The organism is Delftia sp. CH05 (genome assembly GCF_009827015.1).
GTDB classification, from domain to species: domain Bacteria; phylum Pseudomonadota; class Gammaproteobacteria; order Burkholderiales; family Burkholderiaceae_C; genus Comamonas; species Comamonas tsuruhatensis.
This window is the reverse complement of sequence record NZ_WUMG01000001.1, coordinates 236326-253863: the sequence shown is the minus strand read 5'-3', so window position 1 is coordinate 253863 and position 17538 is coordinate 236326. Positions and strand designations below refer to the sequence as shown.

Annotated in this window: 13 protein-coding genes; 4 read left to right on the top strand and 9 right to left on the bottom strand. The window is 71.4% G+C overall.

All coding sequences use genetic code 11. The annotated features are described in order from the left end of the window. Positions 1-2 precede the first annotated feature (2 nt). Positions 3-1217 carry an efflux RND transporter periplasmic adaptor subunit gene (locus tag GRX31_RS01120; RefSeq protein ID WP_016447393.1) on the bottom strand — a complete coding sequence of 405 codons (1215 nt, stop codon included), beginning with the start codon at positions 1215-1217 and terminating at the stop codon, positions 3-5. 407 nt (positions 1218-1624) lie between these two features. Between GRX31_RS01120 and GRX31_RS01115 the strand changes: the two genes are divergently transcribed. From GRX31_RS01115 to GRX31_RS01105, 3 genes are all read left to right on the top strand, one after another. Beyond that, complete coding sequence (locus GRX31_RS01115; protein WP_160851119.1) at positions 1625-4786, top strand: hypothetical protein; 3162 nt, start codon at positions 1625-1627, stop codon at positions 4784-4786. 31 nt (positions 4787-4817) lie between these two features. Then, complete coding sequence (locus GRX31_RS01110) at positions 4818-6548, top strand: SWIM zinc finger family protein (protein WP_160851117.1); 1731 nt, start codon at positions 4818-4820, stop codon at positions 6546-6548. A 307-nt stretch (positions 6549-6855) separates the two neighbouring features. Further along, positions 6856-8865 (top strand): reverse transcriptase family protein, encoded by a 2010-nt coding sequence (locus GRX31_RS01105; RefSeq protein WP_160851115.1) that lies wholly within the window; start codon positions 6856-6858, stop codon positions 8863-8865. Between the two features lie 3 nt (positions 8866-8868). Here the strand turns inward: GRX31_RS01105 and GRX31_RS01100 are convergent, their stop codons facing one another. Beyond that, the gene (locus tag GRX31_RS01100) at positions 8869-9681 is read right to left on the bottom strand and encodes an AraC family transcriptional regulator (RefSeq protein WP_016447389.1); all 813 of its coding nucleotides are present in this window, start codon (positions 9679-9681) and stop codon (positions 8869-8871) included. Between the two features lie 31 nt (positions 9682-9712). Then, a complete protein-coding gene (locus GRX31_RS01095) occupies positions 9713-10096 on the bottom strand; it encodes a hypothetical protein (protein ID WP_016447388.1) in 384 nt (127 codons plus the stop codon). A 224-nt stretch (positions 10097-10320) separates the two neighbouring features. On the opposite strand from GRX31_RS01095, the gene soxR reads away from it, so the two are divergent. Beyond that, positions 10321-10824, top strand: coding sequence for a redox-sensitive transcriptional activator SoxR (gene soxR / locus GRX31_RS01090; protein WP_012202096.1), 504 nt, complete (start codon positions 10321-10323; stop codon positions 10822-10824). Here the strand turns inward: soxR and hutG are convergent, their stop codons facing one another. The 6 genes from hutG to GRX31_RS01060 are packed head-to-tail and all read right to left on the bottom strand — an operon-like array spanning position 10825 to position 17525. Continuing rightward, complete coding sequence (hutG, locus tag GRX31_RS01085) at positions 10825-11688, bottom strand: N-formylglutamate deformylase (RefSeq protein ID WP_126311581.1); 864 nt, start codon at positions 11686-11688, stop codon at positions 10825-10827. It abuts the gene before it with no gap. Positions 11689-11702: 14 nt separating this feature from the next. Next, positions 11703-13103, bottom strand: a complete 1401-nt coding sequence (locus GRX31_RS01080) for a formimidoylglutamate deiminase (protein ID WP_160851113.1) — start codon at positions 13101-13103, stop codon at positions 11703-11705. Continuing rightward, positions 13100-14245 carry a histidinol-phosphate transaminase gene (locus GRX31_RS01075; RefSeq protein WP_160851111.1) on the bottom strand — a complete coding sequence of 382 codons (1146 nt, stop codon included), beginning with the start codon at positions 14243-14245 and terminating at the stop codon, positions 13100-13102. The genes GRX31_RS01080 and GRX31_RS01075 overlap by 4 nt, the downstream gene beginning before the upstream one ends. Then, positions 14242-15630 (bottom strand): FAD-binding oxidoreductase, encoded by a 1389-nt coding sequence (locus GRX31_RS01070; RefSeq protein WP_160851109.1) that lies wholly within the window; start codon positions 15628-15630, stop codon positions 14242-14244. The genes GRX31_RS01075 and GRX31_RS01070 overlap by 4 nt, the downstream gene beginning before the upstream one ends. A 10-nt stretch (positions 15631-15640) precedes the next feature. Next, positions 15641-16936, bottom strand: coding sequence for an imidazolonepropionase (gene hutI, locus GRX31_RS01065; protein WP_160851107.1), 1296 nt, complete (start codon positions 16934-16936; stop codon positions 15641-15643). A gap of 28 nt (positions 16937-16964) precedes the next feature. Further along, the gene (locus tag GRX31_RS01060) at positions 16965-17525 is read right to left on the bottom strand and encodes a HutD/Ves family protein (protein WP_160851105.1); all 561 of its coding nucleotides are present in this window, start codon (positions 17523-17525) and stop codon (positions 16965-16967) included. Between the last annotated feature and the right edge of the window lie 13 nt (positions 17526-17538).

Below are 17538 nucleotides of genomic sequence, written 5' to 3'. Positions count from 1 at the left end.
GTTCACTGCGCGGCCACGGCCGACGCCTGGGCCACCGCCGCCTGCCCATCGCCGGGCGCAGGCTTGGGGCTGACCGGCATGCCGGGGTAGTAGATGCGCTGCAGGCCGCCGACCACGAGGCGGTCGCCCGCCGCCAGGCCCTTTTGCACCACGCGCCGGCCATCGACCATGCGGCCCAGCTCCAGGTCGCGGCGCTCGGCCTTGTTGCCCTCGCCCACCACATACACGTACTTGCGGTCCTGGTCGGTGAGCACGGCCTTGTCGTCGATCAGCAGCGCCTGCTGCCCGCCGCCGCCCTGCTCGGACTGCCCTGACTGCAACTGCACGCGCGCGAACAGGCCCGGCGTCAGCAGGCGGTCGGGATTGGGCATGCGGGCGCGCATGCGCACCGTGCCCGTGCCGGCGTTGAGCTGGTTGTCGGTGAAATCCAGCGTGCCCTTGTGCGGGAAGCCCTCATCGCTGGCCAGGCCCATGCGCACGGGCCGGCCCTTGCCGCCGTTGGCGGCGTTGGCGGCCTGCTGGTGGCGCAGGAAGCTGTGCTCGTCCGCATCGAAATACACATACACCGGGTCCTGCGAGACCACGGTGGTCAGCACGCTCTGGTCGGCCTGGGCCAGGTTGCCCACGGTGAGCAGGGCGCGGCCCGCGCGGCCGGAGACCGGCGCGCGCACCTCGGTGAAGTCCAGGTTGAGCCGCGCAGCCGCCAGCGCGGCCTCGGCGGCACGCACCTGGGCGGCGCTCTGGGCCATGGCGCCGGCACGCGTGTCGGCTTCCTCGCGCGAGACGGCATGCTCGGCCACCAGCTGGCGGGCACGCTGGTCCTGGGTGCGCGCCAGGGCGGCGCCGGCACGCGTGCGCTCCAGCTCGGCCTCGGCGCTGGCCAGGGCCGCGCGGTAGGGCCGCTGGTCGATCACGAACAGCAGCTGGCCCTTCCTGACCTCCTGCCCCTCGCTGAAGGCAATGCGCTCGATATAGCCCGACACGCGCGGGCGCAGCTGCACGGAGTCCACGGCATCGATGCGGCCGTTGAACTCGTCCCAGACACGCACGCTGGCCGGCACGACCTCGCTCACCAGCACCTCGGGCGCAGGCGGCGGGCCGTCGCTGGCATGGGCATCGCCCACGGCCTGCGGGCGGCAGCCGGCAAGCAGGGCCAGCGCCGCCAGGGCGCCTCCGAACAGGGCACGCCGCAACGGCGGCGGGGGAAGAACTGGCATGGATCGACTCTCCTTGAGGGGATGGGCAAGGCCCTGCTGCCGGGGTCGGTGCAGGGCCGGAAAAAGGGGGGCTGTACCGCAGGCTCTGAAGGCCTTGCCGGCGGCTGCTCACAATGGGTTGCATTCTTCAAGTTCAAGTGAACTTGAAGTCAAGATCCAGCCACAAAGACACCACGAAAATTGAGGACGGTTTGCCAGGGGAATCAATGGCCGGATCGGACAAGCGCAGTGGCCATCGGCACTGCGGCGGGCACGCGGCGGGCGGCGCCCGCAGGGCATCGAGGCACTACACTGCGATGCCATCTGACCCTGCGTTGGCCAGCGGGAAACGACGGCCGCGAACACTTTGCGGCCCCGGTTGTTCCCGCCAGCCAACCCCATATGGAAAAGCACTGGATGCCTGCCGCATGAACCTGCTTGCTCAAGCCGTACTGTCCCGCCCGCAGGGACGCAATGAACGCATCAGCACCGTGACGTTGGTGGCCCTGGACCCGCAGGGGCGCGACGCGGCGGCGCGCCATGTCGTGACCTTGCAGGTCACGCAATGGAAGGCCGGCGTCGTCGCGCAGGTCGATGACAGCACGCTGACCCCGTTGCCGCTGGCACTGGAGCCTGCACGCCAGCGCGCACTGGCCTATCTGCGCCAGCGCCTGGCGGCCGGCGATGTGCTGCAGTCCCAGCAAGGTTTTGCCGAGCTGGATGGCGTGCAAGCCTTGCCCTTGGCTGGCCACGCCCAGGAACCGGCACCGCAGCCGCCACAGCTGCCGGAGTCGCCCGTGCAGGCCGCCGCCATACCGGCCCTGTGCCGGCGCCTGGACGGCAATGCCTGGCGGCTGATGCCCGCAGGCCAGCAGGCGCGCCTGGTGTGGCGCCTGGCGGAATATGCGGATGCCGCGCGCGGCGGCGGCGCCCAGCGCCTGCTGCATGCGCAGGTGCCGCGCCTGGTGGCCCTGCTGGGCACGGGCGACGACCTGCTCGACTACTGCCTGGCCTATCTGGTGGGCCGCCTGGGCGATGGCGGCGCGGCGGTGGCCATGCAGGCGCTGTCGCAGCGCGGCGCCAGCGAGGCCACGCGCGACCTGGCGCACCAGGCCTGGCTGGCGCTGCTCGCGCCGCAGGAGCGCCAGGCGGCGCTGCAGGAGCACCGGGATCAGTGGGAGCAGTGGGTACAAGGGGAGCAAGGGGCACAGGGGGAACAAGAGACACGCACCGCCCCGCCGGAGGACGGCCCGCAGGCGCAGCAGGCCGTGTTCAACGCCCTCACGCCCCAGGCACTGCTGGCGGCCGATACGTTGGGAGCGCACGATGGCGCCGTCCACCGGCAGCTGCTGGCCTGGATGGAGCGCATCCCTTTCACACGCCCCTGGTGGCCTGCCATACGGCGCATCCACAAGCGTGCCGAGTGGCGGCGCGACCACGCCCTGCTGGCCGTGCTGCATGCCCGCTTCGATGGCCCGCGCGACGAGGGTGCCGTCTTCAGCCGCGACACCTCCCTGTACCTGCGCCTGCGCGGCTGGCGCCAGCTGCGGCGCATGGTCTCGGCCGGGCACAGCGAAGGCGCCGCGCAGGCCACGGCCCTGCTCCAGGCCATGGACCGCCGCTGCGCGGGCCAGGCCGCCTCGCGCTCCGGCCGCCTGCCCGAATCGCGCTGGCTGCTTGCCGCCCGGCTGCTGCTGCCGCGCTGGCCGCAGCTGCATGCCTCGGCACGCGCCCATGGCTGGTACACCGACGAGCCGCTGGACCTGCAGCAGCTGCCCGCGCAGCGCGTGGAAGGGCTGTCGCCCCTGTGGGACGCCCACCCCGAGCGGCTGCTGCAGCTGGTGGGCCGCTCGCAGTCCACGCTGCTGCTGTGGTCGCTCACGCGCGCCCTGCAGGACCAGAAGGCCTTTCTGGACAGCCTGGATGCGGCGGCCGCCGCGCCGCTGCTGCACCAAACCTATGCGCCCGCCGCCGCCTTGGGCCTGGAGATTGCCCAGCAGCGCATGGTCGCTCTGACCGACGATGCGGCGCGCCGCCCCTGGCTGCTGGCGCTTGCGCAATGCGGCGAGGGGCCGGCCGCCCGCTACCTGGGCGCCTGGCTGTCGCGCGACCGCGCAGCCGCCGCGCGCGATGCCGAGCTGGTGGCGGCCCTGCTTCTGTCGCCCGCCGCCAGCTCGCGCACGCAGGCACTGGCCCTGCTGCTCTATGCCGATGGCGCCGCCGTGGCCCTGGCCCTGCTGGCGGCGCTGCCCACGCTGGATGCGGACGGCGCTGCGCTGGCCGACATCCGCGATGCGGTGCAGGCCCTCTTCGCGGACAAGGCACCGCTGGTCGCGCACGCGCCCGGCGTTCCGGCCCCGCCGCTGCACCACCTGCTGGCGCATTCGGTGACGGCACTGGTGGAGATGGCGACCGCCTGGCTGCTGGTCCACCCGCAAGGCCTGCGCACCCTGCCTGCGGCGGCGCTGCGCGGGCTGCTGGAATCCGAGGAACCTGCGCGCATGGCCTGCGGCATACGGCTCATGGGCAGCCTGGCCGACGATCTGCTGTGCGAGCAGGCCGACATGCTGGCCGGGTTTGCGGTATCGCCCCATGCCGCCTTGCGCGCAGCGGCCGCGCCCCTGGTCGAGCGCCTGGCCGGCACCCCTCTGTACAACGCGCGCTGCAACGCCCAGATCGCCGAACGCCTGCACGAGGTGCTGTTCCGTGCGGAAAAGGCCGAAGGCGTCCACGACGCGGCGCTGCGCCTGCTCACCGGCCCGCTGGCCGCCGTGGCCCCGGCCCGCGATGCCTCAGGCATCTGGCGCGCCCTGCAGGCCCAGGCCACGGGTGCGCAACGCTACGGCGCCTGGGGCCTGAAGGCGCTGGACATCCAGGCCTACACCCTGCGCCAGTGGTCCACGCTGGCGCGGCATGCCGATGCCGATGTGCGCGCCCTGAGCCGCCAGAGCATCGACACGCGCCTCACGCCCATGGAACAGACCCGGCCCGAGCAGGCGGAACAGCTGCTGCCGCTGGCCGACGCCCTGTTCGCCGACACCCAGCAGTACGCACGCGAGATGTTCGGCCAGCGGCTGCCGGCCAATGCGCTCACGCCCGAGCTGCTGATCGGCTGGGTGGACCATCCCCAGTCCTGGGTACAGGCCCTGGGCCGCCAGCGGCTCGAGCAGCACATGAGCGCGCCCGAGGCCAGCCTCTACCTCGCGCGCCTGGCCCAGCACCCGGCCCCCGGCGTGCAGCTGTTCGTCACGCAATGGCTGCTGGCCCTGCCCGACGAGCCCGCGCCCCAGCGCGCCACGCGCCTGCAGGAGCTGCAGCCCTACTTCCTGGCCGTGCTCAGCCAGGTGCACCGCGCGCGCGCCAGCAAGACGCGCGTGCTGCATTTCCTGCGCGGCCAGGTCGATGCGCCCGAGACTGCGGCCGTGGTCGCGGCCATCTTCGCGCGGCAGGTGGTCAGCGCCAGCCAGGCCGACCAGCCCGACTATGTGGCCGGGCTGCGCGACATCGTGCAGCGCCATCCCCATCTGGCGCAAAGCTTCATGCAGCCCCTGGCGGCGGAGCGGCGCGGCCAGGCCCCGTCTTCCACCTGAGCGCCTGTTCACAGCACGGAGTCGAACGGACATGGAATTTCGCTATCAGTACTACGGCAGCACGCAGGTCAGCGACACGGCCACGCAACAGGCGTTTTCCTTCGCGCCCGACCTGCTGCGGCCTCCCACGCGCTTCGACGGCCTGCTCAGGCGCGACGGCCCGGCCTTCCTGCAGGTGCGCGAAGGCCTCAGCGCGCTGCACAGCGTGGTGGTCAGCGACATGCGCACGCGCGGCCGCGACAAGACGGCCTACCGCGAATGGCTGCAGGAGCATGAGTCCCAGCTGCTGGCCGGCTTCATGGCCGACACCGGCGGCGCCCAGGCGCGCGCCAAGGAAATCAGCGCCGAACTCAAGGACCTGCGCGAGACCCGCAACCAGGTGCTCGCGCCCTTCTACAAGGCGCAGCGCAAATACTTCGACTGGCTGTACCAGGCCAACCGCGATGCCTGGTACGTGCTCGACCCCGTGATCACCGTGCACCCGGACCGGCTGCTGTTCGAGGCCTTCAGCCAGGACGAGTCCAGCTACTGCGCGGTCAGCATCCGGCACGAGGCCTTCGAGCATGCGGGCGAGCGCATCTGCGGCACCACCAACATCGACTACTCGGCCAGCCTCTACGAAGAGTTCCAGAAGATCCGCAGCTACCGGGACACGCGGCTGACGCTGGACCCGGCCGGCTTTGCCGTGCAGATGGGCGCCGATCCGGCACTGCGCGAGGAAAAGATCGACCTGCCCGACAGCTGGCTGCGCGGCTTCGTGCAGGTCTCCAGCGCCATGGCCCTGCCCGCCACCGTGGTGGAACTGCACCCCATGGACCTGTTCAACATCTGCGCGCGGCTGCGTGCCCGGCGCGAGCGCCATGGCCCGCGCGCGCTGCGCTTCGAGCTGACGCCGGGGCAGCCGCCCGCCGTGGTGTTCGAGCCCTGGGAGGAACGCCTGGCCACCCGGCGCTCGCACGTCGTCAGCGATGCCTTGGGCACGGGCGGCGGCACCATCCGCCTGTGGGGGCGCCGGCGCCTGCTCACGCTGGAACGGCTGATCCCGCAGGCCACGCGCGTGCGCGTGCACCTGCTGGGCAGCGGCATGCCCAGCTTCTGGGTGGTGGAGCTGGGCCAGGTCACGGTCACGCTGGGCCTGTCGGGCTGGAGCGCCAACGACTGGGCCGCCAGCGCGCGCTTTCACCTGATGGCGCCGCAGGCCGAGGTCACGCCCGCCCAGGTCGAGGCCGTGGGCCGGCAACTGCAGTCGTGCTGGCAGGCCGGCGCGCAGGAACTGGCCCAGGCCACGGGCCTGGCCCCGGCCCAGGTGCACACGGCCATGACACGCTGGATGCAGGCCGGGCGCGCGGTCTACGACCTGGACGCCGGGCGCTACGCCTGGCGCGAGCTGCTGCGCGAGCCGCTGACGGCGCAGCAATTGCAGCCTGCCAACCCCGAGGAGGACAAGGCGCTGGCCCTGGTGCGCGGCAAGGCCATTGCCCCGCCGCGCATCGACCGCAAGGACGGCTTCAGCCGCATCACCGGCCAGATACCGCGCGCCGACGGCAAGCGCCTGTTCGACACCCAGCTCGAACTCAACGCGGACGAGCGCCTGACCGATGCGCGCTGCAGCTGCAACCACTACCAGCAGCACCGGCTGCGCCAGGGGCCCTGCGAGCACATGATTGCGCTGCGCCTGGTGGCGCAGGCCCAGCTCGATGCCGCACGCCAGCCGGCAGGCCCGCAGCAGGCGGCCGCAGCAGGACAAGGAGAAATCGCGTGAACCGCCTCAATTGCTCTACACTGCCACGCGGAGCGACGCGCAGGCTCTTGCAACCCGGGTGGTGTTTCGCCACCCTTGTGAACTGCCGTTTCATGCACCACGGGCGCCGTTTTCACTGTGCCACCCCAGCGACGGTATGCGTTTTCCTGAGTGGCTTGCTACAAGCGAAACACGCATACCGTCGCGGGGTGGCGTCGAGCGAACAGCTCCCGTCCCGTGAGCCCTGCGGGCTCTTCGACGAGAAGCGCGTCGCTCCATTTCTTTGCCCGCCGCACAGCGGCCGGGCCCGCCTTGCCGGGGTGGCCGCATGAGCCAGCCGCAACCCACACGCGCCGAGATCTACGAGCGCATCAAGGCCTCCAGCAAACAGGAAGTCATCCTCGACGAGATGCAGCGCCTGGGCTTCTGGCCCAAGGGCGAGGGACAGCCGCAGCTGGCCGCCGCCCACATCCAGCGCGAAGGCGAGCTGCAGCGCGAGCTGGCCGAGCTGCGCCAGCAGATCGCCGTGCGCCAGAACCCCGAGCGCGCACTGCGCCAGATGCGCAAGGAGCGCATGCAAAAGGCGCTGGCCCAGCGCGAGGAAACCAAACGCCGCCAGGCCCAGGAACGCCATGACAAGGCGCTGGCCTGGCATGCCAGGCGGTCCACGCACGTGGGCTATCTGGGCCCCGGCGTCTCCGCGGCCCTGCAGGATGCCGCCCGGGATGGCACGGAGCGCAGGCAGGCCGATCCGCAGCGGCTCGCCCGGCACGGCCTGCCGCAGCTGGCCGATGCCGCCCAGCTGGCGCAGGCCATGGGCATCACGGTGGCCGAGCTGCGCTTCCTGGGCTTTCACCGCGAGGTGGCCCGCACCCACCACTACCACTCGTTCACCCTGCCCAAGAAGACCGGCGGCGAGCGGCTGATCTCCGCGCCCATGCCGCGCCTCAAGCGCGCGCAGTACTGGGTGCTGGACAACATCCTCGCCAAGGTGCCCGCGCATGGCGCCGCCCACGGCTTCCTGGCCGGCCGCTCCATCGTGAGCAATGCCGCGCCGCATGCGGGCCACGACGTGGTCATCAACCTGGACGTGAAGGACTTCTTTCCCAGCATTGCCTTCGGCCGCATCAAGGGCGTGTTCCGGCATCTGGGCTATGGCGAGGCCATGGCCACCCTCCTGGCCCTGCTGTGCAGCGAAAACCGCGCCCAGGCCTGGCAGGTGGATGGCGAAAAGCTCTTCGTCGGCGGCAAGGCGCGCGAGCGCGTGCTGCCCCAGGGCGCGCCCACCAGCCCCATGCTCACCAACCTGCTGTGCCGCCGCCTGGACCGCCGCCTGCTGGGCCTGGCCAGGCAGCTGGGCTTTGTGTACACGCGCTATGCGGACGACCTGACCTTCTCGGCCTCGGGCGAGGCCGCGCGCGACAACGTGGGGCGGCTGCTGGGCCGCGTGCGCTGGATACTGCGCGACGAAGGCTTCACGCCCCACCCCGACAAGGAGCGCGTGATGCGCAAGGGCCGCCGCCAGGAGGTCACGGGGCTGGTGGTGAACGCGGACAAGCCCGGCGTATCGCGCCAGACGCGCAGGCGCCTGCGCGCCGCCCTGCACCGCGCCACGCAGGCCGGGACAGGCCTGCCAGGCCAATCTGTCCAGCCTGCCCAGGCGCCCCACTGGCAAGGCCGGCCGGCCCATGCCTCGCAGTTGCTGGGAATGGCGCAGTTCGTCCACCAGGTCGATCCCGTGCAGGGCGGGCCGCTGCTGGCACAGGCCCGGCAGCTCACGCGCAGCCCTGTGGACCGGGCGAACGACGCCCTGCTCGAGGCCAGCCGGCAGGACCGCGCCGCCGCGCGCGCCAAGCCCGCCGCAAACGCCACGTTCCGGCGCCTGGCAGCCGGCGGGCAGGCACCTGCGCTGGCCAGCGGCAAGCCATGGTGGCAGCCGGCCGCACCCGCAGCGCCCGTGCTGGAGAAGACCGACCAGCAGCGGCGCGAGCAGCGCCAGGAGGAACGGCAGGTCGCCCGGCAGGCGGCTGGCCCTGCCCCCGGCGCCGCAAGCACCCTGCCCGCGGCATCGACCTCTCCATCGCCATCGCCATCACCGGCCGCACCGGACCCGAATCCGCCCGCATCGAAAAGGCCGCCGATGGCCGGCCTGCTCACCTACTGGGCGCAGATCGTGATCTGCTTCCTGCTGGGCACCGTGTTCCAGGCCCGGCTGATCACGCTGATCGGCATCGTCCTGGTCGTCATCCTCAGGTACCGGCGCATCCAGCGCTGGGATGTCTTCGGGGCGGCGATGGTGGTGGCCGTGCTGGTCGGCCTGGGATTGCGGCTTTCGTAGCGATCAGCGCACCGCGCTGCGCAGTGCCAGAAAGCGGCGCGGCGAGGTGCCCACGGCCTTGCGGAACATGGTCACGAAGGCCGGTGCGCTTTCGTATCCCAGGGCATCGGCCACGGTCTGGATGCGCAGCCCCTGGGACAGCTGCTGCAGCGCGGTGAGCACATGCAGCTGGCGGCGCCACTGGTTGACGGTGAGGCCGGTCTCGGCCAGGAACAGCCGCGTCATGCTGCGCTCGCTCATGCCGATGCGCTGGGCCCAGTCGGCCAGCCGCGCCTGCAGCTGGGGCTGCTCGCACAGGGCGCCGGTCATGCGACGCAGGCGGCGGTCGCGCGGCAGGGGCAGGTGCAGGCCCTCGGGCTGCGCGTTCTGGATTTCATCGAGCAGGACCTGCATGAGCCGGCCATCGCCGCTGTCGGGCTCGTAGTCCTGCGGCAGGCCCTGCACGCGCTCCAGCAGGGCATGCAGAAAGGGCGAGACGGCCAGCGCATGGCAGGGGCCGGGCGCGGGGCGCGCCGCGCCGGATTCCACAAAGACGATATGGCCGCTGGCCGCACCGCTGCAGCTGACGCGGTGCAGCGTGCCGCCCGGAATCCAGGCGGCGCTGCGCGGCGGCACCACGCAGACGCCGGCCTCGGTTTCCAGCGTGATCAGGCCCGCATTGGTGACCATGAGCTGGCTCTTGCGGTGGGCATGGAAGTCCATTGCCCAGTCACCCGGGCCCGAGCGCATCGGCAGGACGATCACGGGACGGTCCACATGGTCGGGATCCCACCTCTCGGGCAGGACTTTGAGCAGGGCGGAATCCACGGCATTCATGGTGTTTCTCTCAGTTCATGTCAATCGGTCATCAATCGGACCCGAGCAGCTCCCGTGCACGCTGCTGCGCCTCCTCGGGGGAGGCCACCAGCAGCATGGGATAGCCCCAGGCCTTGCCGAACATCTGTGCGAAGGCCTCGGCCTCGGCGCGCTTGTGCGCATCGGGCTCGGCGTGGACAAGGGCGCGCACCAGGCTTTTGAGCTCGGGGCGGCGGGCCTTCATCCACAGCACGACCTGCTTGCGCTCCTCGGGCGAGCGCTCCTCCTGGGACATGTCGCCGTCGCTGAAGAAGACAAAGGCCTGGCCGCGGGCCAGCAGGGCCGAGAAGTCCTCCAGCAAGCGGTCCACGGGCACGGCCTTGTCGCGCTCGTAGCCCATGCGGACCAGGGGAAAGCTGCTGCTGTCGATGTACATGGAAACCTCCGGCCGATGCCATTCAATACAAATGAGACCCATTACTGTATGAATGAACGGCAGCTGCGTCATTGCAGCACTCGGCCAAAGAATTTCGCAGTCCGGCCAGGACGCCTGCAGGGGCGGTACAAGCCCCGGTTGCCCTGTTCCTGCGCTTTCGCTCAGAATGGCCGCATTCTTCGAGTTCAAGTGAACTTGAAGTCAAGCCACGAAGGAAAGCCACCATGAAAACCGAGGATGATCCGCTGCTCAGCATCGGCGACGTGGCGCAGCGCAGCGGGGTCAAGGCCTCGGCGCTGCGCTTTTACGAGTCGCTGAACCTGATCGAGTCCGTGCGCAGCGCCAGCGGCCACCGGCGCTACCACCGCTCGTCGCTGCGGCGCATCGCCTTCGTGGTGTTCGCCCAGCGCATAGGCTTCACGCTGGAGGAGATCGCCGAGCAGCTGGCCAAGCTGCCCAGCCGCCATGTCCCCACGGGCGGGGACTGGCAGAAGATGTCGCGGGTCTGGAAGCAGCGGCTGGACGACCGCATAGGCGAGCTGCAGCGGCTCAGCGAGAGCCTGGACCAGTGCATTGGCTGCGGTTGCCTGTCGCTGCGCCACTGCGTGCTGCACAACCCCGGCGACCTGTGCGCACAGAACGGCCCCGGGCCGCGCCGCTGGCTGGGCGACCCGCCGCCCGTGGCCATGGGCGGGCCCTGCCCGGGCCACTGCCACGACGAAGGCTGATCAGGACACGCGCCGTGTCGTGACGAAGTCCAGCACCGCCTGCAGCATGCGCTGCAGCGTGGGCTGGATCTGTTCGGCGCGCTCGGGCAGGTAGTCGAAGGGCAGGGCTTCCTGCATGTAGCTGCACTGGGTCATCTCCAGCTGCACGGCGTGGATGCCGGCCTCGGGCTGGCCGTAGTGGCGCGTGATGTAGCCGCCCGTGAAGCGGCCGTTGAGTATGGCGGTGTGGCCCGGCGCGGTCTGCGCAATGGCCAGCAGATGCTCGGCCAGTTCCAGCGCGCAGCTCGTGCCCTTGCCGGTGCCCAGGTTCAGGTCGGGCAGCTTGCCTTCGAAGAAACGCGGCAGCACCGAGCGGATGGAGTGCGCGTCCCACAGCGCCACGGTGCCGTGCACGGCCTTGAGGCGGTCCAGCTCGGCGCGCAGCTGCGCGTGGTACGGGCCCCAGATGGCCTCGCGGCGCGCGGCGATCTCGGCGTCTGCGGGCACATCGGCCGGGTCGGCGTACAGCGGCGTGTCGTCGAAGGTGTCCACGGGGCACAGGCCCGTGACGCTCTGGCCCGGGTAGAGGCTGGCGCCATCGGGCGGACGGTTCAGGTCCACCACGTAGCGCGAATGCGTGGCCACGAGGATGGAGGCGCCCATGGCCCTGGCGAACTCGTACAGGCGCGGCAGGTGCCAGTCGGTGTCGGGCACGTGGCGGGCTTCCTCGGTCAGGCGCGCGGCGATGTCGGGCGGCACATGGGTGCCCGCATGCGGCATGGAGATCAGCAGCGGCGCCGTGCCCTGGTGGAAGACGAAGGGAGGGGGAGCGGTATCGGTCATGGCGTGATTCTGGAACGTTTCTGGCGGGTTTCGCGGGCCCATGGCATGCGGGGGCCTCAGGATTGCAGGGTGGCCGCGCGGGCCGCGACAAAGCCGCGGGCTGCCGCCTCGTGCAGAGCATGCCGTCCGGCCTGCACGCGGCGCTCGCCGCCCACCCAGAGGCTGTGCAGCGCGCTGCTGCGGTGGCTGCCGAAGACATGGGCCGAGACCATGGCCTGCACCGGCAGGCCGGCCAGCGCCACATGGTCTGCATCCAGCGCCAGGAAGTCGGCCTGCTGGCCCACGGCCAGCCCGGCCACGGGGCGGCCTGCGGCCTGGGCACCGCCCTGCACGGCAGCGGTCCACAGCGCGGTGCCCACCTGCGGGTCGGGGCCTGCCAGCACGTTGCGCTGGCGCAGCGACAGGCGCTGGCTGTATTCGAGCATCAGCAGTTCCTCGGCCGCGTTGACGCAGGCATGGCTGTCCGAGCCCACGCCCCAGGCACCGCCGTGGCCCAGCCATTGCGGCATGTCGAAGATGCCATCGCCCAGGTTGGCCTCGGTGGTGGGGCAGATGCCGGCCACGGCGCCGCTGCGCGCGGCGCCCGCGTATTCGCCGGGCGTCATGTGGGTGGCGTGGACCAGGCACCAGCGTGCGTCCACGGGGGCGTGCTCCAGCAGCCATTGCACGGGGCGCTGGCCGCTCCAGGCCAGGCAGTCGTCCACCTCCTGGGTCTGCTCGGCAATGTGGATGTGGATGGGCGCGCGCGCGTCCAGCGCCGTCAGGCCCTCCACGGCCACGCGCAGGCTGTCGGGCGGCACGGCGCGCAGCGAGTGGGGCGCCAGGCCCAGGGCCGCGCCTTGTGCGCGCGCCTCGGGCAGCAGGCGCTGCAGCAGGGCCAGCATGCTGTCGGTGCTGCGGATGAAGCGCGCCTGGTCGGCGCGCGGCGGCTTGCCGCCGAAGCCGCTGGTCTGGTAGAGCACGGGCAGCAGGGTGATGCCCATGCCGGCCTTGCGCGCGGCGCGCAGCAGGGCCAGGGACAGCGTGGCGTCGTCGGCGTAGGGCCGGCCATCCCGGTCGTGGTGCACGTAGTGGAATTCGCAGACCGAGGTGTAGCCGGCCTCCAGCATCTCCACGTACAGCCAGGTGGCGATGGCCTCCAGCGACTCGGGCGTGATGCGCGCGGCAAAGCGGTACATGAGGTCGCGCCAGCTCCAGAAGCTGTCCTGGGCCTCGGCGCGGTATTCGGTCAGGCCCGCAAAGGCGCGCTGGAAGGCATGCGAGTGCAGATTGGGCATGCCGGGCAGCACGGGGCCGGGCGCGCGCGGCGCGCTGCCGGACGGGGCGTTGGCCTGTACGGCCAGCAGGCGCCCTGCGCCATCCCAGCGCAGCAGCACATTGCGCGCCCAGCCCGTGGGCAGCAGCGCATGCTCGGCGAACAGCGTGCGGCTGTCGTGTGTCGGGTCGATGCCGCTCATTGCACGGCCTCCAGGATGTCGGCCAGCGCGCGCACGAAGCGTTCGTTGTCGGCCTCGGTGCCCACGGAGACGCGGATGAAGTGCTCGAAGCCCGGCTCCTTCCAGGGCTTGGTGATGATGCCCCGGGCCAGCAGCGCCTCGTTCACCGGGCCGTTGGGACGGCCGATGTCGATGAACAGGAAGTTGGCGGCCGAAGGCGCTATCCGAAGTGCGGGCAGGGCAGGCAGGGCGGCCAGCCGCTGCGCCAGCACATCGCGCAGGCGCACGGTCTGGGCCACGCCGCGCTGCATGAAGTCCTCGTCGCCCCAGGCCGCCAGCGCCGCCGCCTGGGCGGCCTGGTTGACGTTGAAGGGCGTGCGCACGCGGTCCAGCAGTTGCACCAGGGCCGCGTCGCTGGCCAGGCCGTAGCCCACGCGCAGGCCGGCCAGGCCCCAGGCCTTGGAGAAGGTGCGCAGCACGATCCAGGGCATGGCGCGGCCGCGCAGCAGGGCCAGCACGTCTGGGTAGCCGTCGGCGTGCAGGGCGTACTCGTAGTAGGCCTCGTCCACCACCAGCAGGGTCTGCGGCGGCGTGGCGTCCAGCAGGCGCGCGAAATCGCGGGCACCGAACATGCAGCCCACGGGATTGGAGGGATTGGCCAGCATGGCGATCTTGGGACCGCGCGCCAGCGCCTGGCACCAGGCATCGACATCGAAGCCCAGCGCGGGCGTCAGCTCCAGCAGCTCGACGCGGGCGCCCATCATGCGCGGGTAGATCTCGTGCAGGCCGAAGGCCGGGCGCTGGGTGAGCACGCGGTCGCCGGGCGAGAGAAACGCCTGGCACAGCATCTGCAGGATGTCCTCGGAGCCGTTGCCCACGGCAATGGCCTCGGCCGGCACGCCGGTGCGCGCCGCGATGGCCGCGCGCAGCGCCGTGCATTGCGCATCGGGATAGGTGCCCACGTGCAGGGCCAGGTCGGCCAGGGCGCGGGCCACGGCGGGGCTGGCGCCAAAGGGGTTCTCGTTGCTCGCCAGCCGCGCGATCTCGGTGACGCCGTAGCGCGCCCGCACGGCCTCGGAGGACAGGCCTGCGTTGTAGGGCGGCAGCGGCGGCACTTCGGGGCGTGCCAGGGTGTGGATCGCGTGGAGGGCGGGAGCGTTCATAGGTCGAATACCTTGCCGGGGTTGAACAGATGCAGGGGGTCCAGCGCCTGCTTGATGGCGCGCATGACGGCCAGTTCGGCCGGGGTGCGGCTGGCGCCGAGATAGGGCTTCTTGTGCAGGCCGATGCCGTGCTCGGCCGAGACGCTGCCGCCGAACTCGCCGACCAGGTGGTACAGCGCGGCCTCGACGCCTTCGCAGTCGCCGTTGGCGGTGGCACCGTCCACCGAGACATGCAGGTTGCCGTCGCCCACATGGCCGAAGAACAGCGTGTGGTGGCCGTGCCAGCGCGCGTCGAACGCGGCGCGGCAGGCATCGGCAAAGCGGCCGATGTCGGCCTGGGGCAGGCTGACGTCGAAGTTGACGGGCGGATGCATGTTCGTGTTGAGCTCGGCCGGCGCCTCGCGCAGCTTCCACAGCTGGCGCGCCTGGGCCACGGACTGGGCGATGACGGCATCGGCCACCTCGCCGGCCTCCATGGCCTCGCCCAGGGCCTCTTCCACGTCGGCGCGCAGCGTGGCCTCGTCCTTGCCGTCCACATCGATCAGGGCCAGCAGCGCATGCGCCTGGCCAAACGGCGGCTGCAGCTTCTGCCAGCGGATGGAGGCCTGGATGAAGCTGTCCCACATCAGCTCGAAGGCCGCCACGCCGTTGCCAAAGCGCGATTGCATGCGCGCGAGCACGGACAGCGCCGCATCGAAGTCCGGCACGGCCACCAGGGCCGTGGCGCGGGCCTGGGGCGCGGGGCGCAGGCGCAGCAGCACGCGCGTGACGATGCCCAGCGTGCCCTCCGAGCCGATGAAGAACTGCTTGAGGTCGTAGCCCGTGTTGTTCTTGAGCATGGGGCGCAGCATGGGCAGCACCGTGCCGTCGGCCAGCACCACCTCCAGGCCCAGCACCTGCTCGCGCATCATGCCGTGCTGCAGCACGCCGTTGCCGCCCGCATTGGTGGCCACGTTGCCGCCGATCTGGCAGCTGCCGCGCGCGCCCAGGTCCACGCCGAAGACCATGCCTGCGGCCACGGCCGCCTCCTGCACGGCCTGCAGCGTGGCGCCGGCCTGCACGGTCATCAGCGCGGTGCGCGCGTTCACGTCCTCGATGGCATTCATGCGCTCCATGGAGACGGCCACAGCACCCGGCACGGGCACGGCCGCACCGGCCAGGCCCGTGAGCCCGCCCTGGGGCACGACAGGCACGCGGTGGGCCGAGCACAGGCGCATGAGCGCGCTGACCTCGTCGGTGCTGCGCGGGCGCACCAGGGCCAGCGGGCGCTGGGGCGGCGTGCCGCTCCAGTCGGTGTGGTAGCGCGCGGGCACATCGTCGCCGCGCTGCGCCACTTCGGCGCCCAGGGTGGAAATCAATTCATCGAGAAACAGTGCATGGGACATGAGCAGGCTTTCAGTGGCTCCCCTGCCCGCGGGTCCGCACGATGCGGCCCTGTCGCACGATGGTGCAGTCAGGCTTGCTGCCGAACCAGTAGGCCAGTTCGGCCGCATGGCGCACGGGCCAGAGCACGAAGTGGGCGGGACGGCCGGCCGCGATCAGGCCATGCTCGTCCTGCAGGCCCAGGGCGCGCGCGGCATGGCGGGTGATGCCCGCCAGGGCCTCGGGCACGGTGAGCCGGAACAGGGTGCAGGCCATGTTGGCCATGAGCAAAAGGCTCAGGCAGGGGGAGGTGCCCGGATTGTGATCGGTAGAGACGGCCATGGGAACGCCCGCGGCACGCAGGCCCGCGATGGGCGGCATGTGGGTGTCGCGCAGCGTGTAGTAGGCGCCGGGCAGCAGCACGGCCACAGAACCCGCGTCGCGCATAGCGGCAATGCCGGATTCGGACAGGTGCTCGATGTGGTCGCACGACAGCGCGCCATAGCGGGCCGCGAGGGCCGCCCCCTCCATGTTCGACAGCTGCTCGGCATGCAGCTTGACGGGCAGGCCCAGGCCGCGTGCGGCCTGGAAGACCTGCTCGGTCTCGGCCAACGAGAAGGCGATGCGCTCGCAGAACACATCGACCGCATCGACCAGGCCCTCGGCCGCCAGCGCGGGCAGCATGGTGCCGGCGACGAGGTCGATGTAGTCCTGGCTGCGCCCTGCGTACTCGGGCGGCAGCGCATGCGCGCCCAGGAAGGTGGTGCGCACGGTCACGCCCAGGGCCTGGCCCAGGCGCCGGGCCACGCGCAGCTGCTTGCGCTCGTGCTCCAGCGCCAGGCCGTAGCCCGACTTGATCTCGATGGCGCAGACGCCCTCGTCCAGCAGCTGCTGCAGGCGCGGCAGGGCCTGGGCGAACAGCTCGTCCTCGCTGGCCTCGCGCGTGGCACGCACGCTGGAGACGATGCCGCCGCCGGCGCGTGCCACTTCCTCGTAGCTGGCGCCGTCCAGGCGCATGGCGAATTCGTTGGCGCGCTCGCCGCCATAGACCAGGTGGGTGTGGCAATCGACCAGGCCCGGCGTGGCCAGCATGCCCTGGCCGTCATGGCGCGGCAGGGACGCATATGCGGGCGGCAGGGCCTGCTGCGGCCCCACCCAGGCCACGCGGCCCTGCTGCACCACGATGCAGGCATCCTCCCCGTCACCCACGGCCTGGCCGGCCTCGAACATGTCAGGCGCCAGGCGCAGGTTCTGCCAGCAGCCGTCGGCCGAAGAGGATGGAGCGAGTGCGGAAGCAGGTGCAGAAGCGGGTGCGTGGGGCTCGGTCATGGGGTGAGTCCTTGGATGTCGTGGGTCGTCAGCAGGCTTGCAGCAGCACCTGCACCAGCCGCGCGTCGTCGGTCTGCGGCACCAGCTGCTGCGGGTCGGGCTGCGGCGCGCTCCACCACAGGCCCTGGCCGGGGATGAGCGCAGCGCCATCCGCCTGCCAGTCGCCCTGCAGCACCATGCACAGGCCGGCGTCGGCGCGGCCGGCGTCGGCAGCGCTGTCCAGCACCTGGACCTGCGCCCGCCACCGGCCGCGCCGCGCCATCACGTTGAAGTCGGTGGAAGTGCCGCCCAGCAGCGAGCAGCCCAGCGCCACATCGCCGGAGAAGGCAAACGGCTGCCAGCGCGCGTCCAGCACATGGTCGATGCCTTCGCCGCGCAGGTGCACGCCGTCGCCATCGAGCAGCATGATCTGCCGGTCCACGCCCGCAAAGGCCGAGAACGGGCCGGGCTGGTCAATGGTGGCCACGCTGATGCGCCAGCCAAAGGCCTCCATGCCCGCCCCGGGCGGCCAGCAGGCGATCTCGCGCGTGCTGCCGCCCCCGTTCTTCCAGGGGCTGGCGGCGATCTGGTTCAGGTCGAAATGCTGCATGGCCGTGGTGTCC